The sequence below is a fragment of the Vreelandella sp. L-25 genome (assembly GCF_056857535.1).
Genome location: NZ_JBSXNH010000086.1, coordinates 24,668 through 43,961 on the forward strand (window position 1 = coordinate 24,668; position 19,294 = coordinate 43,961).

Sequence of the window (19,294 nt, forward strand, 5' to 3'; positions counted from 1 at the left end):
ACAACCCCCGCAGCGACCGCTGTGGGGGTTGTGTGTTATTGGCGAGTGCTCTCTCGTTCGTTAGTGGGCTTCATCCCAATTCGCGCCGCTTTGCGCTTCCACAATCAGCGGTACGCTGAGCGAGGCCGCGGCCTGCATGCGTGCCTGCACTTGCTCAATAAAGCGCTCTACCTGCGCCTCGGCCACCTCGAACACCAATTCATCGTGTACCTGCATGACCATCAGCGCATCGAACTCCCCTTCCGCTAGCCACGCATCCACATCAATCATGGCCTGTTTGATAATATCCGCCGCCGTGCCCTGCATCGGCGCGTTGATGGCCGTGCGCTCGGCCCCTTGGCGGCGGTTGCGGTTTTGCGAGTGAATCTCTGGCAGGTATAAACGCCGCCCCATCACGGTTTCGACAAAGCCATCTTCCGCCGCCTGGGTACGAATGCGGTCCATATAGCGGGCGACGCCTGGGTAGCGGTCAAAGTAGCGGTCGATGTAGGTTTGGGCCTGGCTACGGTCAATACGCAGCTGACGAGCCAGTCCCCAAGCGCTCATGCCGTAAATCAAGCCAAAGTTAATCGCCTTGGCGCTACGCCGCTGGTCGGCAGTGACTTTTTCCAGTGAGGTTCCGAATACCTCCGCCGCCGTGGCGGTATGGATATCGCGCCCTTCGGCAAACGCTTCTAGCAGCCCTTTATCTTCCGAAAGGTGCGCCATAATACGCAGCTCGATCTGCGAGTAGTCCGCAGCCACGATGCGATACCCGGGGCGGGCCACGAAGGCCTGGCGAATCTTGCGCCCCTCCTCGGTACGGATAGGAATATTCTGCAGGTTCGGGTCCGACGACGACAGCCGCCCGGTGGCCGTAACCGCCTGATGATAGCTGGTGTGCACGCGGCCAGTTTTCTTGTTCAGCAGGCGCGGCAGCTTATCGGTATAGGTAGATTTCAGCTTGGCCAGGCCACGGTGCTGCATGATCACCTTGGGCAAGGGGTAGTCCAGCGCCAGCTCTTCCAGCACGGCTTCGGCGGTGGAAGGCGCGCCCTTGGGGGTTTTCTTGATGACCGGAATCTTCTGCTCTTCGAACAGAATCTGGCCCAGCTGCTTGGGAGACCCCAGGTTGAACTCGCGGCCCGCCAGCTCAAAAGCTTCACTCTCTAACTCGCGGATGCGCTGTTCGAGCTGCTGGCTCTGCTCGTACAGGCGCTCGGCATCCACGGCCACGCCGTTACGCTCGATGCGCGACAGCACGCTGATTAGCGGTAGTTCAAGGTGGTCGAGCACCTCGGCCAAGCGCCCTTCCCGCTCCACTTGGGGACGCAGCGTGTCCTGTAGGCGCAGGGTGATATCTACATCCTCGCAGGCGTAGGGAGCCGCTTGCTCTAGGGCAATCTGATTAAACGTCAGCTGCTTGGCGCCTTTGCCCGCGATCTCTTCAAACGAAATGGTTTTCTCGCCCAGGTACTTCAGCGCCAGCGAATCCATATCGTGGCGCGTGGCGGTGGAGTTGAGCACATACGACGCTAGCATGGTGTCGGCAAACGGGCCAACGACAGAAATGTCGTAGTTCGCCAGTACGGAAATATCGTATTTGAGGTTTTGACCAATTTTGGTTTTGGCCGGGTCTTCCAGCAGTGGCTTTAACGCTGCCAGCACCGCTTTGCGATCAAGCTGCTGGGGAGCATCCAAGTAATCATGGGCCACCGGAATATAGGCAGCTTCCCCGGCTTCCAGCGACACGCCAATACCCACAATTTCTGCATCCATGTAGTTGAGGCTGGTGGTTTCCAAGTCGAAGCAGAAACGTTCGGCCTTGTTGAGCCGTTCGAGCCACGCCTCCAGCTCGGCCTGCTCGGTAATCACATGGTCGTGGCGCTCGGTCGGCGCCGTTTCCGTCGCGCTGTCGGTTGTTTCCGAGACGGGCTCACCGCCTGCCACATCGTCCACGCCTTCGTCGTTACCTTCCAGCAGCTCTGCTAACCACTGCTTGAACTCCATCTCCTTATATAACTCGACCAGCGCTTCGCGATCCGGGTGGGCAATGTCCAAATCATCCAACCCCACCGGCAAGTCGCAGTCGGTTTTGATCGTCGCTAACTGATAGGAGAGAAACGCTTGCTCGCGGTGCTCTTCCAGTTTTTTGGGTAACGTTTTCGCGCCGCGGAAACCGAGGGTGGTCACGCGCTCTAAATCGCCATAAATCGTGTCTAAACCGCCGCCCATACCTTGCAGCAGGCCAATGGCGGTTTTCTCGCCCACCCCAGGCACGCCGGGGATGTTGTCCACCTTGTCGCCCATCAGTGCGAGGAAGTCGATAATCAGCGCCGGCGGCAGGCCAAACTTCTCCTCCACGCCCGCTTCATCGAGGGTTTCCTCTTTCATGGTGTTGACCAGCGTGATGTGGCCGTTCACCAGTTGGGCCATGTCCTTATCGCCGGTGGAGATGACCGCGTCGCGGCCAGCCTGAGTGGCTTGGTGCGCCAACGTGCCAATCACGTCATCCGCCTCGACCCCTTCGATGCACAGCAGCGGCAGGCCGAGTGCTTTGACACAGGCGTGCAGCGGTTCGATCTGGCTGCGTAGGTCATCCGGCATGGGTGGGCGGTGGGCCTTGTAATCGCTGTACAGCTCATCGCGGAAGGTTTTACCCGGCGCGTCGAACACCACCGCCATGGGGCTATCGGGGTAGTCTTTCATCAGCCGTTTGAGCATGTTCAGCACGCCCTTCACGGCTCCGGTCGGCTGACCGTTAGAGGTCGTTAGCGGCGGCAGCGCATGAAACGCGCGGTAGAGGTACGAAGAGCCATCGACGAGCACGATTGGGGCACGGGCCATAACCAAATTCCATAGTCAGCAAAACGGTAAGGATGTCTGCTCTCTATGATACGCGTTCAACGCCGGGCCTGCAGAAAAGAGCCCTAAAACTCGCTACTCTTCACCACACAACGCTGCCAACTCGTGCGGCAAGCCGCTACAATAATCGGCTTAGCAACCTGGGCGAGATTCTCATGGCAGTATTCACCCCGCTTAGCGACGCACAGGTCGCCGCGTTTTTGGAAAAATTTGATGTTGGCAGCTTTGTTGCGCTTCAAGGCGTGGCAGGCGGCACGGAGAACTCGACGTTTTTCGTGACCACCGACCGCCGCGAGCTGGTGCTCACCCTGTTTGAGCAAGGCGAACACGAAGAGCTGCCGTTTTTTGTTGAGTTGCTCGATTACTTAGACGAGCACCGCTTACCGGTGCCCGGCACTATTCATGACCGCGAAGGCGTGGCGCTGCACAGCCTGGCGGGCAAGCCTGCGCTGCTGTTCCCGCGCCTGCCGGGCAAGCACCCCAGCGCCCCCAACCTTGCCCAGTGCCAAGCGCTGGGCAGCACGCTTGGGCAGATGCATAAAGTATCGCAGCACTTTCCCGGGCATCGCCCCAACCCCCGTGACCTGCACTGGCTGCGGGCGGTACACCATAAGGTGCTCACCTACATCAGCCCTGACGATCAAACACTGATGAAGAACGCAGTGGATGATTTCGAGAGCGAATTTAGCCAGCATGGCGAGCTTCCCCAAGGAGCAGTGCATGGCGATTTGTTCCGCGATAACACGCTGTTCGAGGGCGACGCCCTGGGCGGTATTATCGATTTTTATAACGGCTGCACCGGTGACTTGCTGTTTGATCTCGCCATCGTGATCAACGACTGGGCCTCCAATGAGGACGGTTCGCTGAACGCCGAGCGTTACAACGCCATTTTAAGCGCCTATCAAGCGCGACGCCCGCTGACCGAATCCGAACGCACGCTTTGGCCGACGATGCTGCGTATGACCGCACTGCGTTATTGGCTGTCACGGCTGCTGGTGGTGTATGTCGACCCACCGGCCCATGACTTAACTCCCCACGACCCCGAGCGCTTCCGCGTGATTCTTAAAGCACGCATCGCGTTTGGCGCACTCCCGATTCCAGAGGCATCTTCATGAGTGAAATGGCAACGACCAGCAGCCCCGCCGTGCGTGCCCGCCGCACTTGGAACATGGACCAGTGGGGCAGCGGTTACTTTGATGTCGACGACCACGGCCAAGCCCTGGTACGCCCGCTGGGCAGCGATGCGGAAGGCCCGGCGCTGCCTATCAGTGCGTTAGTCCGTCAGTTACAGGCGGCGGGGTTACGCTTACCGGTGCTGGTGCGCTTTAGCGATATTCTTCACGATCGCGTCGAACAGCTTTGCGGTGCCTTTGACGCCGCCATGCAGGACGTGGACTACCAGGGCGGCTATACCGCGGTTTACCCGATTAAGGTGAACCAGCAGCGTCGGGTGGTAGAAGAGATTCTCGCTACCTCTGAGCGGGGTAATGGCCGTGTGGGCTTGGAAGCGGGCAGCAAGCCTGAACTGCTGGCGGTGCTGGCGCTCTCCGACGGCGGTTCGTCACTGATCGTCTGCAATGGCTATAAAGACCGCGAGTACGTGCGCCTGGCGCTGCTGGGCGAGAAGCTCGGCCACAAAGTGTATCTGGTGGTGGAGAAGCTCTCCGAACTGGAGCTGATTTTAGAAGAGGCCCGCGAGCTGGACGTAACCCCGCGCATTGGCCTGCGCGCGCGACTAGCCTCGGTGGGTAAAGGCAAGTGGCAGAATACTGGCGGTGAGAAGTCGAAGTTCGGTCTCACCGCCAGCCAGATTCTGGAAGTGGTCGAAACCCTACGCGCCCAGGATGCTCTGGCGAGCCTGCAGCTCGTGCACTTCCATCTAGGCTCGCAGATCGCCAACATTCGCGATATTCAGCGCGGCCTGCGGGAGTGCGCGCGCTTCTATCAAAACCTGATGAGCCTGGGCGCGCCCATCGACACCGTCGATGTGGGCGGCGGCTTAGGGATCGACTACGAAGGCACCCGCTCGCGCAGCTACTGCTCGGCGAACTACTCCATGCAGGAGTACGCCCGCAACGTGGTCAACGCGTTCTCCCAGCTCTGCCAGGAGGCTGACCTGCCCCAACCGCACCTGATCAGTGAGTCCGGCCGTTCGCTCACCGCCCACCATGCAGTGCTGATCACCAATGTCATTGGTGAAGAGCGCGTCAACGACACGCCGCCAGAGCGCACAACCCAGGAAGAAGATCCACAGGTAGAAGAGCTGTGGCGGGTGTTCGACCAGTTGGCCGAGACCCAAGAACCGCGGGTGCTGGTCGAGGCGTGGCACGACCTGTTGCAGGCAGTTAGCGAGCTACACGACCGTTTCGTTCTGGGTCTGAGCAGCATCAACGCCCGCGCCGAAGGCGAGCGCCTCTACATGGCCGCCTGCACGCGCCTGCGTGGAAAGCTGGATACCCGCAACCGCGCGCACCGGGAAATCATGGACGAGCTGGCCGAAAAATTGGCCGACAAGCTGTTCGTCAATTTCTCGCTGTTCCAGTCAGTGCCAGACGTGTGGGGCATCGAGCAGATTTTCCCCGTGCTACCACTCAGTGGGCTGGACAAAGCGCCCACCCGCCGTGCGGTGATCCAGGACATCACCTGCGACTCTGATGGCCGTATCGATAGCTATGTGGATGGCCAAGGGGTAGAAACCACCCTGCCGCTGCCTGAGTGGGCCAATGACGACGAGCGCTGGTTAGGCTTCTTCCTGGTGGGCGCCTACCAGGAGATTCTTGGCGACCTGCACAACCTGTTCGGCGATACCGATTCGGTGGATGCAGCGCTAGGTGAAGATGGCGAGTGGGTGCTCTCTAACCCGCAGGCGGGGGATTCGGTGGCCAACGTATTGGCCTACGTGAATTTCGATGCCTGCGTACTGAAACAGAAGCTCACCGAGCAGCTGGTCACAAGCGGTTTCTCTCCGGAAGAGCAGGCGCACTTTGCCGCTAGCCTGACCGAAGGCCTAGAGGGCTACACCTACCTGGAGTAACCCTTCACCGGCTTAACGCGTTTCACAAAAAAGGCCACCGAGCGTATCGGTGGCCTTTGTTTTGCGTGCTGAACCCGTGAGCAGGTCGTTACTCAACGACGCTGGTCGAAATCTCCAGGCCGCCAGTCAGCGTTAAGCGTAGCGCCGCGCCGCGGGGTAGCTCGCCGACTCCGGCAGGCGTGCCGGTCAAAATCACATCGCCTGGCTCCAGGGTGAAGTGACGGCTCATTTCTGCCACCAGCGTGGGAATAGCAAAAATCATATCCGCGCCTTCGCCGTGCTGGCGCTCTTCACCGTCGATTTCTAGGGTGAAGGTCAGCGCGTTCCAGTTAGGCACGCGGCTCAGCGGCAAGAAAGGCGACAGCGGGCAGGCGCCATCAAAGGCCTTGGCGATTTCCCAAGGGTGGCCTTTCTCTTTTAACTTGGTTTGCACATCGCGCAGGGTTAAATCCATCGCAAGGCCAATGCCTGCAATGGCACGCTCGGCTTCATCTTGCGTGGCGTGGGTGAGGGTCTCCCCTACCAGTAGCGCCAGCTCGACTTCATAATGAACATCGCCTCGCGAAAATGGCGGGTCGAGAGGCTTGGTTAAGTCCACCACGCTAGTGGCGGGCTTGATGAACAGCAGCGGCTCACTGGGAACCGGGTTATCCAGCTCTTTGGCATGTTCGGCATAGTTGCGGCCGACACAGATGACCTTGCCCAGCGCGTGGGGAAACTCCTGACCATCGGTAAACTGTGGAACAAAACGCATGGCGGGTCTTCTCCTTCTCGTTATGCGTGCCGTATTCGCAACGACAGGCGCATTAGTCTACCCCAGCCATGCCCATGTTCCACAGTATCGACCGCGTATTTCCGAATTGCAGGAGTATCTGGATCGCTTATGCCTCGGGATACCCGCTCTCCTCAGGCCCATGCGCCAAGAACGAAGGACGCTGTTTAGGCGCGGCAAACGGGGCAACGCAGCGGTTATCGGGCCGATTGAACACGAAGAACACGTTGCTGCGCGGATCCGGCGAGAGGTTGGCGTTGGACGCATGCAGCGTGTTGCAATCGAACAACAGCAGCCCGCCAGCTTTCCCTTTGGGGGCATCGATGCCGTATTTATCGACCAAGTGTGTCAACGCCTCTGGGCTCGGCACGCCCACTTCCTGCGCTTTCAACGAGCGCTTGTGGTTGTCTTCCGGCGTTTCTCCCTGGCAAGGCACGAATTCCATATGCGAGCCCGGAATCAACATCAGCGGGCCATTGAACTCGTGGTTGTCGGTCAAAATCAGCGAGGCGCTGACCGCGTGCATGTTGGGCATACCATCTTCAGCGTGCCAGGTCTCGAAGTCCGAGTGCCAATTGAAGCCTTTACCGGCAAAGCCCGGCTTGTAGTTGATACGCGACTGATGCACGTAGGGGTCGTCACCGATGATCTGACGAGCCGCACCAGCCACGCGCTCGTCGCTGGCAAGCGCCCCTAATCGCTCAGAAAGGCGATGCACGGCAAATAGTGAGCGAATCTCATGGCTTTCTGGCTCGGTGATGCTGAACGCCTTATCGCGATAGGCGTCGTTGCTCAGCAGGGCATTCATCTCTTTGCGAAGCGCCTCCAGCTCTTCGCCATCGATCAAATTGGGAATGAACAAATATCCCTTGCGTTCGAACTCATCGAGCTGAGCCTCACTCAGCGGTCCCGGTAGCGCACGCCCTTTTACGACGCCATCCTGGCGGGGCTGTGTGAGTGATGCAGGGGCTTGGGCCAAGCGTGTGGGATAAGCGTCTACCACCCTGGCATTGCCCGCCGTGGGCACGTCGGCCATCTCGCTATACTGTTTGTGGGCGGTCACATGGTTAAGCGGTGTATTGCTGACTGTCATCTAATCCACTCCTTGTATGATTAAACTTCAGTTAAAACGTGTCTCATTTAGAAACACAGCGCAGTAGATAGGGTAGCGAACCTTTCTGCGCTTGCAACCTAGGATGGCTCCTTTCATAACGTGGGTTATGACATTCACCTCCTCATCTCTGACTATCGCAAAACCAGCGTTCGCCCTTGCTGCCTGAGCCAGCGGATAGGGTCTGCCATGCGTCATCCGGCAATGCCGCTGCGATCTCGTCCGCTCGCGTGTAGTGGAAGCTCTGCCACCACAAGGATTCGTTACAAGCCACTTCTAAAACAAAGGGTTGTGAGCGCTCCTCCAGCCACAGACGCAGGCTGCGGTTACCGTCATAGACGCTATCCCCCGTCACCCAGGCGGCCGGTATGTCCTGATCCATCGCGCACTCCAGCATCCGGCGAGCGAGCTCGGGTTTGCTGGCAAATTCGACGTCATCAGGGATGCCCGCACGCCGACAACGCTCGCGGTCCAGTGTCCAGGATTTGGGCAAGTACAGGGCGCGATCCAGGAAGGCATGTCCCGCCGGGCTAGCGTAGAGAAGAAAGACCCCGATCTGACTATTTTCGATACGGCCAGCGGTGCCACTGTACTGGCGTTGCACGCCGGCCGAGTGCTGGCCTTTCTTGGTAAAGCCGGTCTCGTCCAGGACTAGGACACCCTTAGGCGAGCCCAGCGTATCGATGACCCATTGGCGGAGAATATCGCGTGCTACGTCCGCATCCCAGCGGGCACGATCCAACAGGTACTGTACCCCATCTGGGGTGGCATCGCCGAGCCATTCGGCAAGATGCCAGCTATTCTTACGTTCACACTGGCTGAGCAGCCCCTGGATGTAACGTAGAGCTCGAGCGCGCGTTTCCGAACGCGGAAAGAGCGGGCCTAACCGCTCTGCCAGGTCATCCAACAATGCTGAGACAGAAAGATCCAGTTCTTGCATCCTTCACCCTGTAATCGCTTCCATATCAACCACATGCATTGTAGCTTATTCAGTTACGACTGTAGTACTAGACCAACCTAAGCCCCAAGCACGATCATCACACTAAGACCCAACACGCCATAGGCAACCAGAACCTCTAGTGTAGTATTGTGTAGGTGGCCATACTGGCGTGTTCGGTCAGGAAGCCATTGACACTCAGCCAGCCCAAGTGCCGAGTCCACGCCCACCTCCCCGAACGCCAGCAACGCGCAGCGAAGCTCACGCCCGCCAACATTGTTGCTCCGAAGAACATCGCAGGATGCGGGGCATTCATTACACCAAAGTCGGGCCGAAATCGCGGGTTATCGAAAGCCTGACGCCAGTGAGCAATGCCATACTCACCCACCGAGACCACCAGCATCAGCCCCAGAAGTGCGAGGCCCCAGAACATCAGGGTATGGCGTGTGCTGCCCCGCCATCATTGACCAGCTCAGCAGCTGCACGAGAACCGCCGCGAGCAATAGCTATAACGGGGCTGTGCTCCGTATACCTCTTCGTATACCTCTTCCCCAGACCAATACCGCCACCAAACCAGTCAAGGCCTCCAGTGCCGCAACTAGCGATTCGACCGAGAGATAAGGGAGCGTCTCGGAAAGAATGGCCAGGCCCACGCCCTCATGCTTCAGAGCAAACAACAGATGCGAGAGGAGATCGTCATCGGCAGGCGCTCGCTCCGGCGGCAGGACGCCCAGCGCCAGGTGCCCATGAAGGTGCACATCACCAACGTTTTTCATCTTCATGCTCAGGAAGCGAGGTATTTCGTTCACTTCAGCAGGAAAATCTTCAGCCAACAACCAGAGGGGGATTTTTTCTTAACCCATCTCACTACACTACCGGCGCAAAGAGCAGCGCCAGATCCTCCTCGTCGAATAGCGGGCCGTCGCTCTTGTGCTCGGCGCCACCCTCAAGGATCGAGGCGGCGAGATCGGCCTTGCGCGCCTGCAGGTCGAGGATGCGCTCCTCCACGGTGCCGGCGCATACCAGCTTATAGACGAACACCGGGTTCTGCTGGCCCATGCGGTGGGCGCGGCCGGTGGCCTGGGCCTCCACCGCCGGATTCCACCAGGGATCGTAGTGGATCACGGTGTCCGCGGCGGTGAGGTTCAGGCCCGTACCGCCGGCCTTGAGGCTGATCAGAAATACCGGGATCTCGCCCTGCTGAAACAGCGCCACCCGCTGCGTGCGGGTCTTGCCCGGCGTGTCGCCGGTCAGGGTGGTGAAGGGGATGCCGTCCTTCTCCAGCGCCTCACCGATCAGCGTGAGCATCTCAGTGAACTGGGAGAAGATCAGGATGCGCCTCCCCTCCTCCACCAAGGGCCCCACCAGTTCGCGCAGTTGCTCCAGCTTGGCCGAGCGCTTGGTCTTGCGCACACTCTCCAGTTTGACCAACCGCGGGTCGCAGCACACCTGGCGCAGCTTGAGCAGCGCATCGAGCATCACGATGCCGGAAGCGGCCAGGCCGCGCTCGGCCACCGCCTGCTGCACCCGCTGGTGCTGGGCCAGGCGCAGGCTCTCGTAGAGCTCGCGCTGGGCGCCGCTCAGGGTGACCTCGCGACGGGTCTCGGTCTTCTCCGGCAGCTCGGCGAGCACCTGTTGCTTGGTCCGGCGCAGCATCAGCGGAGCGATGCGCCGGGAGAGCCGCTGGCGCAGCTCGACGTCGCCCTCTTTCTCGATGGGGGTGCGAAAGCGCTGACCGAACCACTGCTGGCTGCCCAGGGCGCCCGGGGCCACGGCATCGAGCTGCGCCCACAGCTCACCCAGGTGGTTTTCCAGTGGCGTACCGGTCATGGCGATGGCGCGGGCCACATTGAGCTCGCGCACCGCCCGCGCGGTCTGGCTGGCGGCATTCTTGATCGCCTGGGCCTCGTCAAGCACCAGCAGGCCGAAGTCGTGCTCGCGCAGGCGTTCGAGATCGCGGATCAGCAACGCATAGGTGGTCACCGCGAGGTCGGCACCGGGAAGCGCCTCCTCGAACTGGCGCTCGCGCTGAGCCTTCCCCCCCTGCAGGGCGACGACGTTGAGCTCGGGGGCGAAGCGTTCAGCCTCGGCGCACCAGTTGCCCACCAGGCTGGTGGGCGCCACCACCAGGGTCGGGCCGGTCAGCGCCCCGCGGGCGCGCTCATCGAGCACATGAGCCAATACCTGGACGGTCTTGCCCAGGCCCATATCGTCGGCCAGGATGCCGCCGGTGCCCAGCTCGGAGAGAAAGCGCATCCAGGCGATGCCTCGGGCCTGGTAGTCACGCAGCTCGCCAACTAAGCCCGGCGGTGCCGGCAGGCTGGCGGGCAGCTCGCGCAGGCGCCGGGCCAGTTTGGTCACGTCGTCTCGTCCCGCCCAGCACTCGTGCTCGGCCAGGGGCGCTACCTTCTCGGCGGCGGTCACCGGCAGGCGCACCGCCGCCTCGGGGTCGCTCTCATCATTCAACCAGTCGAGGATGGGCGCCATCAGCGAGCGCAGGCGCGAGAGCGGCATCACCAGGCGGCGATTCTCCGGCAGGGCCAGCGTCCAGCTGGCGTCCTCTGGTTCATCAGCGGCCGGCTCCAGCGGAAAGCCGGGATCCCGAAACAGGCGGCGCAGGATCGGCAGCAGGTTGAGGCGTTCGCCCTCCACCTCGATATCCAGCGCCAGGTCGAACCAGCCGTTGCCGGCCGGCTCCAGCTCGCCGTACCAATCGTCCGGCTCCACATAGGTGGGTTCTTCGGGAAAGTCGTCGCTGAAGTGAACCAGGCAACCCGCCTGGCGCAGCCGGGCGATCATCTCCCACCACTCATCGGGGCCGGCCAGGTGGGTCGACCATTCGAGGATCGTGGCCGGAGGACCCTCGGCATTCGGCAGCAGCAGCGACCAGTCAGGCAGCTTCAGATAGGCCGGCACCAGCTCGGCCTCGCGCAGCCACTCCAGGGTGATCATGCCCGATGGCAGCCCGCGCACCAGCGCCAACTCCGCCTCGGCATCGCGCTTGATCTTGAGTCGCTGGCCATCACGGTACCCCTGCACCCAGTCGCCGGGCTCCGGGACCACCTCGATACCAGCATAGTCAAGCCCCACCACCGCCGCACCGACTTCCACCCAGCGCGGCAGAGGTGCACCGTCACGAAAGCCCAGCTGACCTGCGGCTACCTGCATGGTGACCTTGAGCCGCGGCACCACATCATCCAGCTGGCGCTCCTCGACCTGATGCGGCGCCGGCAATGTCTCGGCCAGTGCCGGCGCCTCACCCAGGCGCTCACTCAACCAGCCACTCATCTCGGGGGGTAGCGGCGGCGCCTGCGCCACCCTTTTAAGCCACTCGGGACTACCGGCCAGGCGGCCGAACAAGCCCTGCTCAACGTCCAGGTAGCACAACTCGCGCCCACTACGCAGCACAAGCGCCGTTTGCGAGAGCAATCCTTCTGGCTGCGTATCCAGCGCCAGATGCTGTACCCCCTCTTCATCCGCCTGCCAGCGAGGCGCCAGCTGCCCGGCAGGGCCCAGTTCAAGAACGGGGCCCGTCTGCTTTTCATGGAACAGCAGTGGGAGCTCATCGCCTTCAAGCAGATTCCACAGCGCCCGCCCCTGCAGTGGCTGATCGATGACCGCCGCACGGCGCATCTGACCTGATATCAAAGTGGACTCCTGAGGGCCGTGCAAAAGCAGTGTCAGGGCCTCCTCCTGGGCCGCAGGCCAACCACCCTCGGGCACTGGCACCAGGTCGGAGGCCGCCTCGATGATCCGTGGCGCCACCCACCCCGAGTGGCGATGGCTCTGGCGCGACGGACGCACCCACACCGGCACCACCCGCAGCACCGGCTCACGATAGGCACCGGGCGCGCTCAGAAACAGGGCGAGGCGATACTCATCGCCGACGCGCCGCCCTTCTGGTTCCTCCTGCAAGGCAGGCCGATCCGCCCGCTTCAGCCACGCTTCCCAGTCGCGCTTCAGGCGCTCGCGCTTGGCCGACGCCAGTTCGGCCGACGACGAGCGCTTGGCAAGCGGTGGCGCAGGGGGCGAACCGGGAGACGGCTCGAGGCTTTCCTCCGGCGAGGCGAAGCCCTCCTCGCCCATCTGATTCATGAAGGTCTCGATCAGCGCCACGGCATGCTTGCAGCGCACGCCGACCTGGCAGTTGCAGAGGGTAAAGAGCCCCTTGTCGAGATCCTTGGGGTCAAGATAAGCCCGCGTCATGTAGGCCTGCTTGCGGCCACCGGCAACGCGCCCGAAGATTCCCAGCATGTCACTGCCGACCTGCAGGTTGAACCCATCATGCACACGCCCCTTGTGGGCATAGCCCAACCCACGCGATAGGGTGGCGGCATCAAAGGCAGTCGGCCAATCCACTTCCATCAGAGCCAAGTACAGATCCAGGGCAGGGTCTTCAGGATAACGCTCCGACATATTGGCTCCTTGAGGTCGATGTTACAGGGAACATAATGCTACCACGATCCCCCACGCTCATCGTTGCCGCGCCTCCTCCACCTCGAAGGCCACGACCTGGCTCTGCTCCTTCGAGAACTCCACGCCCAGCAGGTAGATCGGCATGCCCCGGTCGCGGTACTTGTCGGCGTAACCTTTGGCTTTTAGCTGCGCGAGGGCCCGCCCCTCTCCCTGAGCAGACCCGGCAGCCCCAGCACCGGCAGCAGTGCCTCGTTGAGACTCTTCATCTCCACCTCCTGGTTGAGGAAGCCCAGGCGATAGAGCGGCCGATTAGGAATCTCCTCGCGCACCTCGTGCAGCGTCAGGTAGACCGCCTGAAAGAGCAGCGCCATCGAGCGTGGCTTCAACACCCGCTACGTGGTCACCAGCCTGCGCGACTGCAACGCCGATTTGTTTCCTGGTTGCTTACGATTGACTCACATCAATCGCCCAGCAGATCGCGAGGTGTTGACTCTTGACTTCCTGCATGTTAGCCACAATATTTTGCAAAGTCTTGAAGAAAACCCTCGATTGAGGCTGCACGAAGGCGGAAATTGTGGGGGGCATGGCGGTTTCATCAAAGTGAAATCGATCGATGGATCAATGATCAGACCCAAGCAGGCAGAAAGAAGGAGGTGATACGTACAGATGAGCAGCCGAAGGCAGCGAAACATCCCGTGTTGCCTGGGAGCGCTATCCATAGCCGCAGGCAAACGGAGTGAGCGAGAGTCTTCAATTTTTCTTCTGGAGGTGTGACATGGACATTGATTTCAAGAAATTGGCTCCCTGGAACTGGTTCAAGAAAGAACAGGAAGAACAACAGAGCGCTGCCTCGCTGTCCGTGCAGCGCAATGACCTGCCGGCGGCAGGCGGTCCCGTCAGTCCCATCCTGCAATTGCATCGCGAGATCGACCGCCTCTTTGACGATGCGTTTCGAGGCTTCGGCTTGCCGACGCAGGCCATGCCGCAATGGCCGTCGGACTGGCCGGGCATGCTGAAGCCGGCGCTGGACATTCAGGAAACCGACAAGCAGTACAAGATTTCCTTGGAGGTTCCCGGCGTCGAGGAACAGGATATCCAGATCACGCTCGACAACGACCTGCTGATGGTACGGGGCGAGAAGCGCCAGGAGCAGGAAAAGAAGGAGGGCGACTTCCATCGCGTCGAACGCTCCTACGGCAGTTTCCAGCGTGTCCTGAACCTGCCTGACAACGCCGACCAGGAATCGATCAAGGCCGCATTCAAGAACGGCGTGCTCACGATCACGATGGACAAGCGCGAGGCCAGTGCGCCTAAGCAGGGCCGCTCGATCCCGATCAACGGCTGACGCCGATCGGCTCGTTCTCCGAAAAAACCAGGTGAAGGTCGAGGCGCCGAGACCTTCGGCGCCTCGTCAGATCAATCTTTACAGGAGCATCAGCATGGCCAGAAAACAATGCCAAGTCTGCGGTCAGCCCGCCACGGCGCGGGTGGAAGCCAATCTCAATGGTCGCCACAGCACCATGCTGTTGTGTGACGATCACTATCGCCAACTGGTGCGCCAGCAAAAGCGCACCGTCTCACCGCTGGAAGCCTTGTTCGGCTCACGTAGCGGCCTGTTCGAAGACTTTCTCGGCAGCGACTTCTTCCGCATCGGTGACGCCGCATCGTCCATGGCGGCCGATACCGACGAGGTCGTCGATGCCTCGTTCGGCGAACCCGCCCGGGCCGGTACGGGCACCGCGCGCCGGCGCGGCAGTGGGCTCGCCAGCCGCATCAGCGAACAGTCCGAGGCCCTATTGCAGGAGGCCGCCCGACACACTGCAGAGTTCGGGCGCGCCGAAGTCGATACCGAACACCTGCTGTTGGCGCTCGCCGACAGCGACGTGGTGAAAACCATCCTGGGGCAGTTCAAGGTCAACGTCGATGACCTCAAGCGGCAAATCGAATCCGAAGCCAAGCGCGGCGAGAAGCCGTTCGAGGGCGAAATCGGCGTGTCGCCCCGGGTCAAGGACGCGCTCAGCCGCGCTTTCGTGGCCTCCAACGAACTCGGCCACTCCTATGTCGGCCCTGAGCATTTCCTGATCGGGCTGGCCGAGGAAGGCGAAGGTTTGGCGGCCAACCTGCTGCGCCGTTACGGCCTCACGCCGCAAGCGCTGCGCCAGCAGGTAAGCAAGGTGGTCGGCAAAGGGGCCGAGGATGGCCGCGCCGAGACGCCGACCAACACGCCGGAACTCGACAAGTATTCGCGCGACCTCACCAAGATGGCGCGCGAGGGCAAGCTCGATCCGGTCATCGGCCGCGCGCAGGAGATCGAGACCACTATCGAGGTGCTGGCCCGGCGCAAGAAGAACAACCCGGTGCTGATCGGCGAGCCCGGCGTCGGCAAGACCGCCATCGTCGAAGGACTGGCGCAGCGGATGGTCGCCGGCGAAGTACCCGAGACGCTGCGCGACAAGCGCTTGGTGGAACTCAACATCAACGCCATGGTGGCAGGCGCCAAGTACCGCGGCGAATTCGAGGAGCGCGTGCAGAAGGTGCTCAAGGAAGTGACCGAGCACCAGGGCGAGCTGATTCTCTTCATCGACGAGGTGCACACCATCGTCGGTGCCGGCCAGGGTGGCGGCGAAGGCGGGCTGGACGTGGCCAACGTGTTCAAGCCGATGATGGCGCGCGGCGAACTGAACCTGATCGGCGCCACCACGCTCAACGAGTATCAGAAGTACATCGAGAAGGACGCCGCGCTGGAGCGTCGCTTCCAGCCGGTGATGGTGCCCGAGCCGACGGTAGCGCAGACCATGATGATCCTGCGTGGCCTGCGCGACACCTTCGAGGCGCACCACAAGGTCAGCATGACCGAGGATGCGATCATCGCCGCCGCCGAGTTGTCGGACCGCTACATCACCGCGCGCTTTTTGCCTGACAAGGCCATCGACCTGCTCGACCAGGCGGCCGCACGCGTGAAGCTGTCGGCCACGGCCCGCCCGGTGGCGGTGCAAGAGCTGGAGTCCGAACTGCACCAGCTGCGGCGTGAGCAGGACTATGTGGCCTCGCGCAAGCAGTACGACAAGGCCGCCGAGCTGGGCAAGCGCATCGAGGCCAAGGAGACTGAACTCAAGAAGCTCGTCGAGGAATGGGAACGCGAGCGCGCCTCGGGCAACGCCGAAGTCAAGGCCGAGCATGTCGCGCAGATCGTCTCGCGCCTGACCGGCATTCCGGTCAACGAGCTGACGGTGGAAGAACGCGAGAAGCTGCTGCATCTGGAGCAGCGGCTGCACGAGCGCCTCGTGGGCCAGGACGAAGCGGTGCGCGCGGTGGCCGATGCCGTGCGGTTGTCGCGGGCGGGCCTGCGCGAAGGCAGCAAGCCGGTGGCGACTTTCCTGTTCCTCGGACCGACCGGCGTGGGCAAGACCGAACTCGCCAAGGCGCTGGCCGAGTCGATCTATGGCGATGAAGGTGCGCTGCTGCGCATCGACATGTCCGAGTACGGGGAACGCCATGCCGTGGCACGCCTGGTGGGCGCGCCTCCGGGCTATGTGGGCTATGACGAGGGCGGCCAGCTCACCGAGAAAGTGCGGCGCAAACCCTACAGCGTGTTGTTGCTCGATGAGATCGAAAAAGCGCACCCCGACGTCTACAACATCCTGCTACAGGTGTTCGACGACGGGCGGCTCACCGACGGCAAGGGCCGGGTGGTGGATTTCACCAATACCATCATCATCGCCACCTCGAACTTGGGCTCGGACATCATCCAGCGTCGGCTGAAGGCCGGTGGCGCCGCCGGCGAGGAATACGAGAAGACCAAGTCCGAGGTGATGGACGTGCTGCGCGGACACTTCCGCCCCGAGTTCCTCAACCGCATCGACGAGATCATCGTCTTCCATGCGCTGGGCAAAGAGGAGATCAGCCATATCGTCGGCCTGCAGCTCGATCGTGTGGCCCGCAACGCCGCCAGCCAGGGCGTGACGTTGACCTTCGACCAGACCTTGATCGACCACTTCGCGGAGGAAGGCTACAAACCCGAGTTCGGCGCGCGTGAGCTCAAGCGGCTGATCCGCAGCGAGCTGGAGACCGCGCTGGCGCGCGAGATGCTCGGTGGTGGCATTGGCAAGGGTGATCACGCCAGCGCCCGCTGGGATGACAAGGCCGAACGAGTGGTCTTCGAGCGCCAGGAGCCACCCGCGCAGCCGGCCGAGCCTGAAAAGCCCGATGCCGCGAACGTGGCCGAGGCACCGCCTAGCGACGAGAGCAAGGCTACGCGCAAGAAGAAACCGGCGGACGGCGAATCTTGAGCGATGGGTGGCTGTCGTGTCCGACCCAACGGGGTGACATGGGCAGCCACCCTCGTGTCGCTGGCGGTCGCTATCCCACCGCTTGCCGGTCTGGCCCACCTGGTGGGACGCGCCACCGGCCAGTCGATGCATAGCGACCCCAGCCACACAATCTTTGACGAAATGCGCTCCGAGTTGCAGAAACTTTGGAACCTCTGTTTCACCCCTAAGGAGCGTCACCTTTGAACGAGCCGCCTCAAATCTCAGCCCGACACGGTGACCAGATTAACCAGAATGCCCATTTTGGCAGTTGGCATCTCGATCTTGGCTCACAACTCCTCACTTGCTCCGATGAAGCCTGCCGCGTGCTCGGCCTGGATGTTGGTGCGCCAATAGCCTTCGAGCGATTCCTGCAGTGCATTCACCCTGAAGACCGCCCCCTCTTCGATAGGGCATGGGATGCTGCCATGTGCGGAAAGTCCCTTGATCTGCAGTATCGTATCGTCAGCGGAGGGCAGGTTCGCTGGATACACCTGCGGGCCATTCAAGGGCGACGCCTCTGGTCGGCCCAGAGCGGCAGACGGGACGGTAGAGGACATCACCGATCTCAAGAGGGTCGAGCAGGCGCTGAACTCTATGCGCCGACAGCGAGAAGAGTTGGCCAGCCACGTTCCCGGTATGCTTTACCAATACCGTCTTCGTCCGGACGGCAGCTCGGACTCCCCGTTCCATTAACGTTTCATTGAAAGAGAGAGCAACGCTTATGCATAAAGAACCTGGCCACACGACCCTTGACGAGATGCGCTCCCAGTGGCGGTTGATGACGTTTTACGAGCGCTTCGAGCAGGTCGTCGCTCTCGTTCTGTCGGCGGTCATTGCCGTCATCATCGTGGTGTCGCTAATTCAGTTGATTCGGCTCGTCTTCACGCTGCTCGTCATGGATGCACTGAATCCAACGGATCATAAGGCTTTTCAGATGGTATTCGGTGCCACCATGACCCTCCTGATCGCGATGGAATTCAAGCATTCGATCGTCAAAGTGGCGCTGCGTAAGGAAAGCATCATCCAGGTCAAGACCGTCATTCTGATCGCGATCCTGGCACTGGCCCGCAAGTTCATCATCCTTGACCCCGACATTGATCCTGCCAAACTGGCCGCCCTGGCGGGGATGATACTGGCCTTAGGTCTGACCTATTGGCTCATGCGTGAACGCGACGACCGGATAAGCGAGTGATTGGATCATGGCTCTTTATCGTCTAGACGATCGACACGATGCTAGGTCGTGGCACCGCTGGCGAGTTATTGCCAACTACTTTGGCCGCTTGGCGACAATTAAAATGGCCGGTTGGGTGGGGTAGTTGTCGGCCACAAACTGCCTGATGGGACATTTGTGGCCGATTAAGCGAGGTGGTATCTAAGACTCCCGGCCCCCTAGGTAAGCACCCAATTTATAGCGCCGACCTGCGCCCCAGAACGACGCTTCAACCACCATGTTACAGGCGCGTTGAAGCTCTCGAAGGGTAATAGGTATATAGGGGGTGGCGATCAGGTGTGCGTAGCCAGCAGAAAGCAGACCGTTTTTCTTTGGTGGCAACGACCATCCCAGCCGCAGCACCCAGGCAAGAAAAAATCTCTAGGCTCTTCCAGCAGGCCTGAGCGCTACACGGGGTCGCAGAGTCCCGGAATTCGTGCAGCTGTGAAATGGCTAGGTCTTCCTTACTTTTATCGAAGGCCTAGTACCTTGCAGTATTTCTATACCCACCATAGACCCAACAGCGAGTAGGGTGAGGCGTCTCCGCCTCATCCCTCTCACAGAACCGTACATACGGACCACGTATACGGCTCATGCCATTAACTTACCCCGAATTCGGGGACAGTGATGCCGGTTCTGACCCTGGTCAGATCCAATAAC

General features: G+C 61.1%; 12 protein-coding genes. 6 read left to right on the plus strand and 6 right to left on the minus strand.

Annotated features, from left to right (window positions below; all coding sequences use genetic code 11):
* Positions 1 to 60: 60 nt before the first annotated feature.
* Positions 61 to 2,826 carry a DNA polymerase I gene (polA, locus tag AC13CN_RS14825; protein WP_289099393.1) on the minus strand — a complete coding sequence of 922 codons (2,766 nt, stop codon included), beginning with the start codon at positions 2,824 to 2,826 and terminating at the stop codon, positions 61 to 63.
* Between the two features lie 173 nt (positions 2,827 to 2,999).
* Between polA and AC13CN_RS14830 the strand changes: the two genes are divergently transcribed.
* Positions 3,000 to 3,959: a homoserine kinase gene (locus AC13CN_RS14830; RefSeq protein WP_044630136.1), complete on the plus strand. Its 960-nt coding sequence runs from the start codon at positions 3,000 to 3,002 to the stop codon at positions 3,957 to 3,959.
* Positions 3,956 to 5,878, plus strand: coding sequence for a biosynthetic arginine decarboxylase (speA, locus tag AC13CN_RS14835; RefSeq protein ID WP_044630135.1), 1,923 nt, complete (start codon positions 3,956 to 3,958; stop codon positions 5,876 to 5,878). The genes AC13CN_RS14830 and speA overlap by 4 nt, the downstream gene beginning before the upstream one ends.
* Before the next feature lie 88 nt (positions 5,879 to 5,966).
* Here the strand turns inward: speA and AC13CN_RS14840 are convergent, their stop codons facing one another.
* From AC13CN_RS14840 to AC13CN_RS14860, 5 genes are all read right to left on the minus strand, one after another.
* Positions 5,967 to 6,632 (minus strand): fumarylacetoacetate hydrolase family protein, encoded by a 666-nt coding sequence (locus tag AC13CN_RS14840; RefSeq protein WP_044630473.1) that lies wholly within the window; start codon positions 6,630 to 6,632, stop codon positions 5,967 to 5,969.
* A gap of 127 nt (positions 6,633 to 6,759) precedes the next feature.
* Complete coding sequence (thpD, locus tag AC13CN_RS14845; protein ID WP_054645159.1) at positions 6,760 to 7,743, minus strand: ectoine hydroxylase; 984 nt, start codon at positions 7,741 to 7,743, stop codon at positions 6,760 to 6,762.
* A gap of 142 nt (positions 7,744 to 7,885) precedes the next feature.
* The gene (locus AC13CN_RS14850; protein WP_052509971.1) at positions 7,886 to 8,701 is read right to left on the minus strand and encodes an IS701 family transposase; all 816 of its coding nucleotides are present in this window, start codon (positions 8,699 to 8,701) and stop codon (positions 7,886 to 7,888) included.
* Positions 8,702 to 9,565: 864 nt separating this feature from the next.
* Positions 9,566 to 13,114: an SNF2-related protein gene (locus AC13CN_RS14855; RefSeq protein ID WP_335589521.1), complete on the minus strand. Its 3,549-nt coding sequence runs from the start codon at positions 13,112 to 13,114 to the stop codon at positions 9,566 to 9,568.
* A gap of 182 nt (positions 13,115 to 13,296) precedes the next feature.
* Positions 13,297 to 13,485: a hypothetical protein gene (locus AC13CN_RS14860; RefSeq protein ID WP_044630468.1), complete on the minus strand. Its 189-nt coding sequence runs from the start codon at positions 13,483 to 13,485 to the stop codon at positions 13,297 to 13,299.
* Positions 13,486 to 13,889: 404 nt separating this feature from the next.
* Between AC13CN_RS14860 and AC13CN_RS14865 the strand changes: the two genes are divergently transcribed.
* The 4 genes from AC13CN_RS14865 to AC13CN_RS14880 all read left to right on the plus strand — a co-directional run bounded on the left by AC13CN_RS14865 (position 13,890) and on the right by AC13CN_RS14880 (position 18,616).
* Positions 13,890 to 14,459 carry an Hsp20/alpha crystallin family protein gene (locus AC13CN_RS14865; RefSeq protein ID WP_074211498.1) on the plus strand — a complete coding sequence of 190 codons (570 nt, stop codon included), beginning with the start codon at positions 13,890 to 13,892 and terminating at the stop codon, positions 14,457 to 14,459.
* A 94-nt stretch (positions 14,460 to 14,553) separates the two neighbouring features.
* Complete coding sequence (gene clpK, locus AC13CN_RS14870; RefSeq protein WP_483053228.1) at positions 14,554 to 17,403, plus strand: heat shock survival AAA family ATPase ClpK; 2,850 nt, start codon at positions 14,554 to 14,556, stop codon at positions 17,401 to 17,403.
* 344 nt (positions 17,404 to 17,747) lie between these two features.
* Positions 17,748 to 18,128, plus strand: a complete 381-nt coding sequence (locus AC13CN_RS14875) for a PAS domain-containing protein (RefSeq protein WP_483053229.1) — start codon at positions 17,748 to 17,750, stop codon at positions 18,126 to 18,128.
* 17 nt (positions 18,129 to 18,145) lie between these two features.
* Positions 18,146 to 18,616 carry a phosphate-starvation-inducible PsiE family protein gene (locus AC13CN_RS14880; RefSeq protein ID WP_044630465.1) on the plus strand — a complete coding sequence of 157 codons (471 nt, stop codon included), beginning with the start codon at positions 18,146 to 18,148 and terminating at the stop codon, positions 18,614 to 18,616.
* The last annotated feature ends 678 nt before the right edge of the window (positions 18,617 to 19,294 follow it).